This window comes from Lachnoclostridium sp. Marseille-P6806 (genome assembly GCF_964238185.1).
GTDB lineage: Bacteria > Bacillota > Clostridia > Lachnospirales > Lachnospiraceae > Brotaphodocola.
The window spans coordinates 50,842-63,474 of sequence record NZ_CAXSLG010000003.1 but is presented as its reverse complement, the minus strand read 5'-3'; the positions used below and the strand labels follow the sequence as shown (position 1 = coordinate 63,474).

Sequence of the window (12,633 nt, the reverse complement as noted above, 5' to 3'; positions counted from 1 at the left end):
AGGCACGACATGAACCAGATGGAAATTTTCAAAAACCCGGAGTTTGGCAGTATGCGAGTCATCGAAGAAAACGGCAAATACCTGTTCTGCGGAACGGATGTGGCCGCTGCGCTGGGGTACAGCAATTCCCGCGATGCAATTATCCGCCATTGTAGGTATGTCGTGAAACGCGACGCACCTCACCCACAAAGCCCTGACCGCAAAATCAGTATGACTTTTATCCCCGAAGGAGATTTGTACCGCCTGATTGTTCACAGCAAATTGCCATCGGCAGAACGGTTTGAACAGTGGGTATTCGATGAGGTCCTGCCTACCATTCGCAAGCACGGGGCCTATCTCACAAAAGAGAAGCTATGGGAGGTAGCTACTTCCCCGGAGGCTCTGATGAAGCTCTGCTCAGACTTGTTGGCTGAGCGTGAAGCGAATATTTCTCTGCGTAAGGAAAATGCACAGCTGGAGGGCAAAGCCGCTTTCTATGACCTGTTCATCGACTTAAAGGACAGCACCAATCTCAGGACTACTGCCAAAGAGCTGGATGTGCCGGAGCGCCGGTTTGTTCGGTTTCTTCTGGAAAAGCGGTTTGTGTACCGTACTGCATCCGGCAATGTTCTGCCTTATGCCAATGTGAAAAATGCAGGGCTGTTTTGCGTCAAAGACTACTGCAACCACGGTCATACCGGTTCCTACACGCTGGTCACGCCCCAGGGCAAGCTCTACTTTGCCCAGCAGCGGGAGATGATCTTGCTGGTCTCATAAGAACGGAAAGGAAGTGGGTTTTATGCAGGAAGGCAAAACAATCGGTCAGCTGATGGAGGAAATGCGCCAGAAGGCCGGGAAAGGGTGCAGCTGCCCCTTTTCTCTTGAACAGGATGATCCGTGAGCCTTATGTCAATAAACTTTCGCGGCATATCCTCACAGTCGGCGATACCGCCTGCTCCGGTATTCCACGGTTCTATTGACAATAGCTCCGCTCCGGTATGGAAGTACTAGCTTTCTGCATATTCAGGATGGTCTGCTGACCCAGGAAGATGAGGAGTTGCCATTTGCCCGGCATATTGTCGGCACCCTGCAGTATCTCTACTTCGTTGAGGACTTTGAAGTTATTGTGTTTATGTGGGCGAAGGAAGTTATAGTAAGCAACCCAGAGGGCAAGGTCATAGTTGGCACCGTCGATGTTATCGAAACCGTTTGTGTGACGGTAAGAAGTCTTATAGGTGCGGTTCAATCACTCAATCATCTGTTTGAAAGGGCGGTGTTCCGTAGAAACAGCATCGTCGTTGGTAAGTCCAATTACCTGAGTGATTTTGAAGGTAAAGTCTTTTCCAAACTTCTTTACGAATTCCATTGCAGCGAGTGGGTAAGCACTGTATCCATCTGCAATGAACTTAAAATTCTCCGGCAGTTTTATGATCCCCTGGAATGCCATACGCATGGCCAGGATGCAGGGGCCGACACCACGATTATCAGAGACCTGGTAGCCGATGATGGATCGTGTAGCGGCATTCATGATGAGCCAGATATAGGTCTTGATACCCCGGATTTTTATATAGGTCTCATCCGCAGTGAATACACTCCCCTTTTCGTAGGGGTACAGATCGACAAAGGGTTTGATACAGATGGCAGCGGTCTTGCAGTAGTTAGCGATCTGCTGGTGGGAAATGCTGATGTTATACAGGTCTTTTAAAGCCTGTGATGTCTTGCGCAGGGAAAGTCCCAGATTGACATGCAGCGTTAGGCATAAGGACATGACATGGGCATTGTGCTTACTGAATTTCAGGGAAGAAGCATTCTTTGGCAGGGTAGTTAAGTCCATGCTGAAAAAATCCATCGTGAACTCACGGTAGATATAATGGAGCTTATATTTATTTTTACCGTAATCTTCTTTCAGGTCTTTCGTATCCACTTTTTTGAGGTTGTGGAGATAGTAAGGGCATTTGGGATTGACACACTTATGAATGACAAAGTGCCTGCGGTCTTTCTTGGGCACCAGAGAGTTCCCGCAATGCGGACAGCGCAGTTTCACAGAGGAAAAGCGGCTTTCATCGGGAGAGAATCTTGCATTGCAGACCTTACAGAGGAGTTGTCCCTTAGAACCGTTATTTTTGTACAGAAAGAGCTTTGGTGCATTACAGCGGGGACAGCTGCAGGCGTCAGGAATATCACATTCAGAGCGGCGGCTGACAGGGCGGATCTTCTTGCCATAGCGTTGTTTGTAGTAAGTAAGGGATGAGCTCCTTAATAAGTCCAGTCCTGGTGGAAGTCGGTAATCAAAGGGAGTTCATCAATCTTGAACTTTTGGTACTTTGGGGAATGGGAATCATCAAAGGCCCACTGCTTAAGGGGGATATATCTGCAAATGAAGTTGATTAACCAGCAGTTTTGGCGATAAAGGTCTTGAATTGTCTGGAGTAAATACAGTATAATGTCCATGAGCATTGTCTCTTTTTGGTTGATGGAATTTTGGTCGAGGACATTATACCAGAAAAGGGAGGTCAATGCTCTTTTTATTTGCAGCTTCCCATAAAATCAAGGTTTTTAATAGATTTAAACAATAAAAAACAGGTAGCTTTTGACACTACCAGACTAATATGGAGGAAAATGAAAATGGAGAAGCCGAATATTTTAATTTCGACAATCAGCCCGGTAAGAGGCAAGAAAATAAATGCGATTGATAGACATTCAAAATATATAGTAAAGGTTTTAGCACCAACGGATTTATCGGAAGCACTTTTTGACTACGCAGAATGTTTTTTTGAAGCAGCACATAGGATAACTGAATTTATTTTGCATGCAGAGTACCCAGATATAGGGAAACTTGATACATATTTCTTTTCTATTGCATTTCTTTACAGACATTGCATTGAATTGGGACTAAAGGCGATTGGATTTCAATACATTCAGGATAAAGATGATCGAAAGAAATTTGTTAAAAATACAAGACATAATCCATCTGAAATTTTATCAGTATTAATGGAGAAATGTTCTTGGCTAAGGCCGAAAGAAGAACTGCAATGGATACAAAGGTATTTTGCAGACTTGTCGCAAAAGGATAGAGAATCAGATTCATTCCGCTATCCATTTCACATCATATGGGAACCGGATGATTGGGGGGGTGATGGTAAATTTGCAATTAAAATAGTTTTTGATGAACAGACTCATATTGATTTAGAGAAGTTTGCGAACAAATTTGGAGCTGCTTATGAGATTATAAAAAAGTGGTACAACAAGGATGAAGAAAGTGCTACTGAATGGAAAGAAGTTGATCCAGTGTTTATAGAAATAGGAGGATACTATTATAGTCAATCGGTTGTAGGATATAAGTATAATAGAGCGCAATTCTATTCGTATACTAAAGCGTATTTGGAAACAGCAAATTACTTAAAATGGTATATGCAACAGGAGACCGATAGGGAGAGATCTGATTGTAGCAAACGCCTGTTTCTTCCAATGTGCTATTTATATAGGAATTGTGTGGAACTTAGTTTGAAAACTATATGGTTTCAGGATATTGGGGAGGATTTTCAAACGAAGTGTAAATGTATGCTGGATAATAAACATAGCATTATAGGAATGTGGAAAAAGATTAAACCATATGTTTTGGGAGCTGCTAGAGGAACTAGTGATGAAGAATACATAGATGTTATAGAAGATTATTGTATGCAAGTTCATACGTTTGATAGTGATGCAAATAAATTTAGGTATCCGATGTCAAATAGTATGCAAGTGTATTTTTCTTTTAATAAGAGATTTGATTTCATAGAGATCGGTAATTTTTTTGAAGCTTTGAATAATATCCTCGATGGCATTGATAGTAAGCTGAATGATATGTAAATGATATGTATGAGATAGAAGCAGAAGATTATTCGGAAATGATGTCATGCATGGATTATTATTGATTTCGGATTAACAAATATATACAGTATGTAATTAGACGGAGCAGGAAATCTGAAAAAAGGTCTCCTGCTTTTTTTCTGCCCAAAATGAGGTGGTAAAATGCCACCCCATCCACCAATTACCGAAAGGAGGGACACGAAATGCCCTGTCCACACAACGAAATCACGATTGTTCAGCGCAGCCAGCGACAGTCTGCGGTTGCCGCCGCTGCTTACCAGAGTGGCGAAAAACTATTCTGTGAATATGACCAGTAAGTGAAGCACTACCCGGAAAAGCGTGGTATCGTCTACAATGAAATCCTGCTCCCGGCAAATGCCCCACGGTCGTATGCAGACCGCAATACTTTATGGAACGCCGCCGAGGCGGTGGAAAAACAATGGAACTCCCAGCTTGCAAGGCGGTGGGTGCTTACCATCCCCAGAGAGATACCGCCCGACCAGTAAGCTGTCCTTGTCCGGGAGTTTTGTGAGCAGCAGTTTGTTTCAAAAGGCATGATCGTTGACTTTGCTATCCATGACCCCCATCCGCCGGGACACAACCCCCACGCCCATGTCCTGCTGACTATGAGGGTAATGGACGAACATGGAAAATGGCTTCCCAAGAGCCGCAAGGTTTATGACCTTGACGAGAATGGGGAACGGATTAAACTTCCGTCCGGCAGGTGGAAAAGCCACAAGGAGGATACGGTTGACTGGAACGACCAGAAGTATTGTGAAATCTGGCGGCATGAATGGGAGGTCATCCAAAATCGCTATCTGGAAGCCAATGACCGCCCGGAGCGTGTGGACTTGCGTTCCTATGCCAGACAGGGGCTTGATATTATCCCCACTGTCCATGAAGGGGCTGCTGTCCGGCAGATGGAAAAGCGTGGTATCCAGACGAATATCGGCAACCTGAACCGGGAAATCAGAGCCGCCAACCGCCTGATGAAGTCCATCCGGCAGCTTATCCAAAACCTCAAAGGCTGGATTACCGAGCTGGGCGAAAAACGGAAGGAGCTGCTTGCACAAAAAGCGGCGGAGGAAGCGACACTTCTTCCCAATCTGCTGATGAAGTATATGGAGATACGAAAGGAAGAACGGAAGGACTGGACAAGGGCTGGACAGAACCGGGGGACTTCACAGGACTTAAAGGCAGTCAGCGAAGCCCTGTCCTATCTCCGGCAAAAGGGGCTTTCCACTGTGGAGGACTTAGAAGCATTTCTGGAATCTTCCGAGAAATCAGCCGCAGATTACCGCAATCAGATGAAGCCAAAGGAAACCCGAAGCAAAGTGATTGACGGGATTCTTGCCAGCCGGACAGACTGCAAGGAATGTAAGCCTGTCTATGAGAAGTACCAGAAGAGACGGCGTGGAATCTTGGTGGCTAACTTGGTGGATAGCTTGGTGGGTGTCACCATCTAAGTTATCATGGGTTTGTATGCGAGAATGGAAAGAAGATGGAGCAACCCTTGGAGAATAAGTGATGAACAATGTTCTGGGGAATGGCTCTTTGATCAGTACAAGGTGTACGGAGGATTTCTAAGAGAAAATCAAATCGGAAATGCAGGATTGGCCTGGAGCACAGGAGACTGTGCAGGAAATCCTGAAAGGGGACGAGTAGAAAAAAGAGCGGCTGTATGAGCAGGAAGTGCAGAAGGAAGAAGAAAATAGACAGAGCAGTTGATGATGGAATGTCCGGTGCAGTGTGGGTGCAATGCTCATGTTGCATCGGTTTTTTTTGTAAAAATAATTTTTAATAAAGTTGATTCTTAACTGCTCTTAACTCAAATATTACATCTTAACTCAAAAAGAGTTATAACACAGAAAAAGAGTTAAGATTGCAGGTGATGACATGGAATATCTCGATAAAGTTCTGGGAGTCAAGGTTACCTATGAGGATGTAGAGTTTAAGCATTTGCCCAATTTTATAGCCACAAGATACCGTTTACAGATGGTGTCAATGAATGAACAGAAGATGATTTTTCTTTATCCTAAGACAGAACTGGAGCAGATTGAAGTACTGAAAAAACATATTGCTCGGATACAGAAAAATGAGAACTTGCCTGTTGTGCTGGTGCTAAAAGAACTTAGCTTTCGCCAGAAAGAATATTTGATTCGTGAGAAGATTCCATTTATTGTAGATGGAAAGCAAATTTATTTGCCCTTTATGGCAGTGTATTTGCAGGAACGGTGCAGCGCCGAAAAAAAGACAAGGGAAGAAATACTTCCATCGGCGCAGATGCTTCTACTGCATTTCATTTATGGAGGCGTACAGGAACTATCTACAAGTCAAGCTGCGAAAGACTTGGAACTGACGCCTACTTCTATATCAAGGGCATCAAGACAGCTTGAAGAAATGGGATTGCTGCATATCAGAAAAGTCGGTGTGCAGAGGATCATGCAATCTGAGGATTCTCCGAAAACACTGTTCCAAAAAGCAGGAGACAAGTTGCTGAATCCAATAAAACGAACGGTTTATATTCCGAAAGAATTGGTGGGAACAGAGCTGTTGGAAAGTGGATATTCGGCGTTGGCAGAGTATTCCATGCTGAACACACCGAATGTCAGATGTTATGCGGCAGAAAGAATCTCTCAATGGAAAGATGTTATGACCAATAGCTTGCAGAATTCGCAGGTGCAAGTGGCCGTAGAGATGTGGAGATACAATCCACGAAAATTGTCCACGCGAAATATTGTAGATGAGCTTTCGCTGGCATTGGCATTGAGAGAAGATGCAGATGAACGGGTTGAAGAAGCAGTAGAAGAAATGTTGAATGAACTGTGGAGGAAAATAGATGGTTACAGGAATTGATAGCTTTAAGGAATGGTTCAAGGGCAGTGAAGAACAAGGAGTTTATGCCGATATTCAAGAGTTTGTCCAGCGTATGAAAAATGAAAACGTGGATATTAAACAGTTGGGGCTGGTTGGCAGAACAAAGGAGAAGATTCTGGAAGAATTAAAAGCAATGTACGAGACACTTTAGTATAGATACTCAAACTTCGCACATAAATTTAATCTATGCACCTTGAAAATTCAATATCTGGCAGTTGTTCAGTTGTCAATGTTCAGCCTTTATGCAGCTTGCAGTCGTATTTTCATCATAGCAGGAAGTGCATCCATAAATGCATTCGTCAATTCATTGATTTTTTCGTCTGAAAGTTCAGTATTATCTGAAAGCATTGTTCTGAACATTTGGAGCAGCATTTGAAAAGCCTGTATCCATGTGATATCAGACATTTTGTCAGAAAAGTATAAAAAGAGCTCCCCAAGTGACCGGTTATCATTGGATTCCCGGCTTTCAAGTGACAGCATCATATATCGGGTGAAAACAACTGCGGTATGCGCAGTCATTGCATCATAGGACAGAGAATTGCATTCTCTGCTCAAGTTAAGATAGCTTTTCCATGCCATAGTGTGGGGACGATCATTCACATGGCGATTGACGGGAAATATGCCGGACACATTGTTATTTCCGACATCATGAAGCCTCACTCCAAGGAAGCCATCCAGGCATTAAAGTCGGTTGGGGTTCGCAAGACTGTGATGCTTACTGGTGACGCCAAGAAGGTGGCTGACAGTGTGGCCTCCGCTTTGGAGTTGGATGAGGTTTACAGTGAACTGCGTCCTGCTGACAAGGTGGAGAAAGTGGAGCAGTTGATTCAGAACAAACCAGAGAAAGAAAAACTGGCTTTTGTGGGAGATGGCATCAACGACGCCCCGGTGCTTCGCCGGGCAGACATCGGCATCGCCATGTGTGCCATGGGTTCTGACGCCGCCATTGAGGCTGCTGATGTGGTTCTAATGGATGATGACCCCTTGCAGATCTCCAAAGCAATTAAAATCTCCCGCAAGTGCCTTGGCATCGTTTATCAGAATATCGTGGTGGCCATCGGCGTAAAACTGGCCTGCCTCGTGCTGGTCGCTCTGGGCTTTGCCAATATGTGGCTGGCCGTGTTTGCAGATGTGGGCGTGATGATTATAGCCGTCCTCAACGCTATCCGGGCACTGTTTGTGAAAAATCTTTAAAGTTCAGAAATAAACGAAAACAGAAAGGGGGTCCTTGATGAATGATTCTTGGCCTCGTGAACCGCAAGAGATGACCATTGCACATAATAAAAAAGCGAATGATACAGTGGAAATATTCAGCCCGCTTTCCTATACGAATGTGAATGTGCTTCCATTTACTGAAGTGAGTGCCGGACGCATAGACGCAGGGCCGATAATCCGCAAGCCAATAGGCTGCGCGGGTTATCGGCCTTTTTTTCGTTTCTATGTAGCAGTTTTTAACATGCGAATTTTATTGTAGCTTTTCCGCACTTCGACATAAATCTATGTATTTCTGTGCATCTGCCTCGCTTTTGTTAGCAAAGAAATCCACTACGCATTTAGGAACTGTTTGAGACACTTTATCGTGAAAAACAATACCGTCAAGACTGATATTCATTTCTTCAGCAATTAACGCGACAGTTTCAAATCTTGGGTTGCTCTTGCAGTTTTCGATTTCAATGATGGTGCGGGAACACATATTAAGTCGATCTGCTAACTCGCGTTGAGTTATTTTTCCCTGCTCCCGTTTTTCCCGGAGTTTATGGGCAAAACCTTCAAGAAAGTTCATTAGAAATCACCCCTACTATATTGTAGAGTGAGTCATAATTCACATAAATATTGTATTTATGCTAGAAAGAATTTAACACAAAGTAACAATCCTGTGCATGTTACAGATATAATGCCGCATCGTATGCCTGGCGGACTGCAGTACGGATCAGTCCAGGCTGGTAGCAGTCACCGATTGGTGTGAAATCAATCACTGTATCACGGAGCGTTTCCACGGTATCTACGTTGGCTGCAATACCGGTTGCCACAATGACTTTATCAGCTTTCAGTTCGATGCGGTTGCCGTCTTTATCCTCGCAGATCATGCCGTCATCGGTGATCTCCACACATTTGGTGTTCAGCATGACATTGACATGATGTTTGTCGATGTTGGTTTGGAGGGCATCCAGTTGAATGGCTCCGGTTCCCGGGTAAGGGGTGTTCGGACCGGAAGCGAGAGCATCAGACATTTCAACGACAGTGGCTTTTTTGCCGGCAATTGCCAGTCCGATGGCACATTCTGCACCTGCAAATCCGCCGCCCAGTACCAGAACATTTTCTCCGATTTCCGGTTCGTCTCTGTAATAATCAACAATCTGAATGGCTTTTTCAATTCCTTTGATCGGAGGAAGAATCGGGTGGCCGCCCACAGCGGCAAAGACTACATCCGGCTGGAGCTGTTCAATCAGTTCCGGGGTAACTTCGGTATTCAGGCGTACATCTACGGCGCTCTTTCCAAGCTGATAGATCAGGTAATTCTTATATTTGCCGATCCGTTCTTTGAAGGACTCCTTTTCTACCACATTCAGCAGTCCACCCAGTTTGTCTTCCTTCTCGCAGAGGATGACGTCATGGCCACGCTTGGAGGCAATAATGGCGGCTTCCATACCGGCAGGACCGCCACCGGCGATCAGCAGACGCTGTTTTTCTGTCGGTAACGGCATGAATTTGTAATCGCTGTCCCGGCCAATCTGAGGATTGACGGAGCAGTGCATCGGCAGGTTGAAATATCCTCCGGTCATGCAGGCGAGGCAGCGCAGGCAGGGGCGGATATCTTTCAGTTTCCCGTGCATGGCTTTTTTCGGGAAATCCGGATCTGCGATCAGGGCACGTGTCATAACGACATAGTCGATCTTTCCCTCTTCCAGCCATTGCTCGACCAGAGTCGGATCGGTCACAGCACCTACGGTTCCGACCGGTATCTTAACCACTTTTTTGATCTCTACGGCAGCAGCAAGGTTGTGGCCTTCGTTGGTATCGAACCAGGATGGCAGCGAAAGGATGGTAGAATCATGGAAATGAAGGGAACCGCAGGAGACTTGGATCATATCGACTCCGTGGGCTTCCAGCATTTTGCAGAATTCGATGCTGTCTTCCAACTGATAACCGTCATACATTCCTTCTTTCCAGGAAATTCGGGCTTCAATGATGAAGTTCGGGCCACAGTATTCACGGATCTTGTCTACCACCATCATGGTGAAACGGGCGCGGTTTTCCAGACTGCCGCCAAATTCATCGGTACGGGTATTTAAGATCGGGGATAAGAACTGTGCCGGGAGCCAGCCGTGTCCGGCATGGAGCAGGACCGATTCAAATCCACAGTGTTTTGCACGGAGGGCTGCTTTTCCGTAGCTGTCCGCGATCTTTTCGATGATTTCCAGCGGCATGGCAGTGATTTTATGACGGCGGATTCCGTAACCGTCTTTTTGGTCAAATTCATCGATCATATCGCTAGGGCCGTAGTTGATCCGGTTTTCTTCGTGGAAATGCATACCACAGTGAATCAGTTCCATGGAAGCGTGAGCACCGTGTGCCTGAATGACACCTGCCATGTCATAAAATCCTGGCTCATTTTCTTTATCCCAGGCGCGAACCTTTGGATTCCAGGAAATGTCACCGGTTTCATCTACCTGCACATCACCCAGACATACCATGGCAGCTCCGCCCTGGGCTTTGCGGCGCAGGTAATCCAGATTCTTAATTACCAGATGACGGTTGTCCGTCAGTTCTTTTAATCCGGTAGGACCGGCAAAGATCCGGTTACGGAAGGTGGTTTTTTTGACTTTTAATGGGCTGAATAATAATGGAAAATATGGATTCATAGTGTTTTCTCCTTTCTACTGTTGAAGCATAAGTTCTATATCATTGGATTAGATAATGGTTTCGATTTACAACAGTTCTAAGACGTCATCGATGGTCGGCATGTCAGCCAGTTCTGTGGCATAGTGGACATACAGGATTTTCCGGTTTTCATCTACGAGAAACATAGCCGGGAGCTGCAGTTCATTGCCTTCATAATCTCCGTGGGTAAATCCGTACTGCTCGGCAAGGCCACCTTTGGTCTGGAGTTTGTCGGTCATGGTTCCGGCCAGTGCATCCAGAGAAGCAGCAGGACGGATCATCAAGGTTTTATAAAAGGTCTGATCTGAATCGCAGACAATCTCAAAAGGAAGGTCTGTGGGACTTATGGAATTTCGCAGGTGCTCTTTGTCACTTTGCATGACTACGAAAACCTGTGATCCTTTTTGGACAAATTCACGGTAGCGTTGCGCGATCAGCGTTACATCCAGCCGACAGACCGGGCAACCGATATAACGGAGCACCCAGAAAATGGTTTTTCCGTGCAGAACGTCTGAGACCTTGCGGTCTTCATGAAAAGCAGTTTTGATCGTGAGATCAGGAAAAAGCTCTCCGATATGGTATTTTTTTGATTCCATGTTTAAAATCCCCGTTTCTGATAGGCAGCAGCCAACCGGTCAAGTCCCTGTTTTAACAATGATCTGGAGCATCCGATATTCAGACGCATAAAGCCGGATCCGTCTCCGCCAAACCAGGCACCGACATCTAAGGCTATATTGCCTTCCTGCAGACAGAATTTCTGCAATTCTTCATCAGAAAGTCCGAGTTCACGGAAATCTAACCACAACAGATAGGTGGCATCCGGTTTCTGGCATTTGATCTTGGGCATATGTTCTTTCAGGTACTGATCCAGGAACAGATAATTGTCCCAGAGATAATCAATCAGTTGCTCTAAATATTCTTCACATTCCGGATCAGAATAAGCAGCCTGAAATGCGGTGGCTCCGAACAGATTAGCAATGTAAAGGACACGTTTCGCCGTTTCTTTTTCAAATGCTTTCAGTAAATTTTTATTTGGAATCAGGATCGCAGATAACTGCAGTCCTGCGATATTAAAGGTCTTGGATGGCGAAGTTGCGACAATACAGTTCTGTTCGATCTCTTTACTCAGAGCGGCTATGGAGTGGAAGGTGCAGTGGCGGTAGATTAAGTCAGAATGAATTTCATCCACTGCCAGGATCACATGGTGGCGGACGCAGATCTCACCCACACGGCGAAGTTCCTCTTCTGATAAAACACGGGAAACTGGATTTAAAGGATGGCAGAAAAGCAAGAGCTTGTTTTCTGGTTTCGCAGCCAGTTCTTCCAGTTCCTCAAAATTAATGGTCCATTTTTCCCCATCAAAGATCAGGTCATTGTTTACGACGGTTCGATCATTGTTTATTACGGAGTCCAGAAACGGATAATAGACCGGTGGCTGGATGATCACACCGTCGCCCGGTTCAGTAAATGCGGCGACAATTGCACTGAGCGCCGGAACGATTCCGTTGGTAAAGGTAACCCATTCCGGTTTGGCATCCCAGCCGTTTCGTTTCTTTTCCCAGGCAGCGATAAGAGCTTTGGAGTCATCCGAGACTTTGGAATAGCCGTAGATTGGATGAGCTGCCCGTTCCTGAACGGCTTTTACGATCGGTCGCGGACATGGAAAATCGGTATCTGCAATCCAGAACGGAAGCGCCTCGGGATTATCAGGATAATCAATAGAACGTCCATCCCATTTATAACTGAGAGTTCCGTTTCGATCGAGCATTTCATCAAAATTATATTTCATAGTACAGATTCCTTTCTATATAACTTTGCAAAGTGAAGCATATTAATTGTTAATGTGCTTAAATAATAGTTGATTTTTTTCGGAAAATCAATATAAGATTTTATCAAAAAATAAGCAAAGTTTTTGGTGATTATTTTTGCTACATCATTATAACCCCCAAAAATAAAACGCGGCAAATTTTGGTGTTGACAAACGGAAACGAATATATTACTATACAGACAAGCATATTAACTGTTAATTATCTAAACTATTAA

Annotated in this window: 10 protein-coding genes and 3 pseudogenes; 7 read left to right on the top strand and 6 right to left on the bottom strand. The window is 44.9% G+C overall.

From position 1 onward, the window contains the following. Positions 1-9 precede the first annotated feature (9 nt). The gene (locus ACESON_RS04370; RefSeq protein ID WP_373108676.1) at positions 10-756 is read left to right on the top strand and encodes a BRO family protein; all 747 of its coding nucleotides are present in this window, start codon (positions 10-12) and stop codon (positions 754-756) included. A 196-nt stretch (positions 757-952) separates the two neighbouring features. Here ACESON_RS04370 and ACESON_RS04365 read toward each other — a convergent pair. Continuing rightward, a pseudogene (locus tag ACESON_RS04365) lies at positions 953-2,430 on the bottom strand (DDE-type integrase/transposase/recombinase). Between the two features lie 174 nt (positions 2,431-2,604). On the opposite strand from ACESON_RS04365, the gene ACESON_RS04360 reads away from it, so the two are divergent. From ACESON_RS04360 to ACESON_RS04345, 4 genes and pseudogenes are all read left to right on the top strand, one after another. Beyond that, positions 2,605-3,831 carry a hypothetical protein gene (locus ACESON_RS04360; protein WP_373108675.1) on the top strand — a complete coding sequence of 409 codons (1,227 nt, stop codon included), beginning with the start codon at positions 2,605-2,607 and terminating at the stop codon, positions 3,829-3,831. Positions 3,832-4,034: 203 nt separating this feature from the next. Then, positions 4,035-5,237, top strand: a pseudogene (gene mobQ, locus ACESON_RS04355) (MobQ family relaxase); the annotation flags it as partial. Positions 5,238-5,727: 490 nt separating this feature from the next. Next, positions 5,728-6,687, top strand: a complete 960-nt coding sequence (locus ACESON_RS04350) for a MarR family transcriptional regulator (RefSeq protein WP_373108674.1) — start codon at positions 5,728-5,730, stop codon at positions 6,685-6,687. Then, a complete protein-coding gene (locus tag ACESON_RS04345; RefSeq protein ID WP_373108672.1) occupies positions 6,671-6,859 on the top strand; it encodes a hypothetical protein in 189 nt (62 codons plus the stop codon). The genes ACESON_RS04350 and ACESON_RS04345 overlap by 17 nt, the downstream gene beginning before the upstream one ends. Positions 6,860-6,948: 89 nt before the next feature. Here the strand turns inward: ACESON_RS04345 and ACESON_RS04340 are convergent, their stop codons facing one another. Beyond that, entirely contained in the window at positions 6,949-7,287 is a 339-nt protein-coding gene (locus tag ACESON_RS04340; protein WP_373108875.1) for a hypothetical protein, read from the bottom strand. Between ACESON_RS04340 and ACESON_RS04335 the strand changes: the two are divergent. Both ACESON_RS04335 and ACESON_RS04330 read left to right on the top strand, forming a co-directional pair. Next, positions 7,282-7,902: pseudogene (locus ACESON_RS04335) on the top strand (HAD-IC family P-type ATPase); the annotation flags it as partial. The gene ACESON_RS04340 and the pseudogene ACESON_RS04335 overlap by 6 nt on opposite strands. Positions 7,903-7,939: 37 nt before the next feature. Further along, on the top strand, positions 7,940-8,182 hold the full coding sequence (locus ACESON_RS04330; protein ID WP_373108671.1) for a hypothetical protein: 243 nt from the start codon (positions 7,940-7,942) through the stop codon (positions 8,180-8,182). Here the strand turns inward: ACESON_RS04330 and ACESON_RS04325 are convergent. The 4 genes from ACESON_RS04325 to ACESON_RS04310 all read right to left on the bottom strand — a co-directional run bounded on the left by ACESON_RS04325 (position 8,174) and on the right by ACESON_RS04310 (position 12,379). Then, a complete protein-coding gene (locus tag ACESON_RS04325) occupies positions 8,174-8,491 on the bottom strand; it encodes a helix-turn-helix transcriptional regulator (protein WP_373108670.1) in 318 nt (105 codons plus the stop codon). The two genes, ACESON_RS04330 and ACESON_RS04325, sit on opposite strands and share 9 nt — an antisense overlap. A 100-nt stretch (positions 8,492-8,591) precedes the next feature. Next, the gene (locus ACESON_RS04320) at positions 8,592-10,571 is read right to left on the bottom strand and encodes an FAD-dependent oxidoreductase (RefSeq protein WP_373108669.1); all 1,980 of its coding nucleotides are present in this window, start codon (positions 10,569-10,571) and stop codon (positions 8,592-8,594) included. A gap of 66 nt (positions 10,572-10,637) precedes the next feature. Beyond that, entirely contained in the window at positions 10,638-11,186 is a 549-nt protein-coding gene (locus ACESON_RS04315) for a peroxiredoxin-like family protein (RefSeq protein ID WP_373108668.1), read from the bottom strand. A 2-nt stretch (positions 11,187-11,188) separates the two neighbouring features. Beyond that, positions 11,189-12,379: a MalY/PatB family protein gene (locus ACESON_RS04310; protein ID WP_373108667.1), complete on the bottom strand. Its 1,191-nt coding sequence runs from the start codon at positions 12,377-12,379 to the stop codon at positions 11,189-11,191. Positions 12,380-12,633 lie beyond the last annotated feature (254 nt).

Coding starts and splice junctions, on each gene's coding strand:
- ACESON_RS04370 (WP_373108676.1), top strand. CDS start 10: ATGAACCAGATGGAAATTTTCAAAAACCCGGAGTTTGGCAGTATGCGA.
- ACESON_RS04360 (WP_373108675.1), top strand. CDS start 2,605: ATGGAGAAGCCGAATATTTTAATTTCGACAATCAGCCCGGTAAGAGGC.
- ACESON_RS04350 (WP_373108674.1), top strand. CDS start 5,728: ATGGAATATCTCGATAAAGTTCTGGGAGTCAAGGTTACCTATGAGGAT.
- ACESON_RS04345 (WP_373108672.1), top strand. CDS start 6,671: ATGGTTACAGGAATTGATAGCTTTAAGGAATGGTTCAAGGGCAGTGAA.
- ACESON_RS04340 (WP_373108875.1), bottom strand. CDS start 7,287: ATGGCATGGAAAAGCTATCTTAACTTGAGCAGAGAATGCAATTCTCTG.
- ACESON_RS04330 (WP_373108671.1), top strand. CDS start 7,940: ATGAATGATTCTTGGCCTCGTGAACCGCAAGAGATGACCATTGCACAT.
- ACESON_RS04325 (WP_373108670.1), bottom strand. CDS start 8,491: ATGAACTTTCTTGAAGGTTTTGCCCATAAACTCCGGGAAAAACGGGAG.
- ACESON_RS04320 (WP_373108669.1), bottom strand. CDS start 10,571: ATGAATCCATATTTTCCATTATTATTCAGCCCATTAAAAGTCAAAAAA.
- ACESON_RS04315 (WP_373108668.1), bottom strand. CDS start 11,186: ATGGAATCAAAAAAATACCATATCGGAGAGCTTTTTCCTGATCTCACG.
- ACESON_RS04310 (WP_373108667.1), bottom strand. CDS start 12,379: ATGAAATATAATTTTGATGAAATGCTCGATCGAAACGGAACTCTCAGT.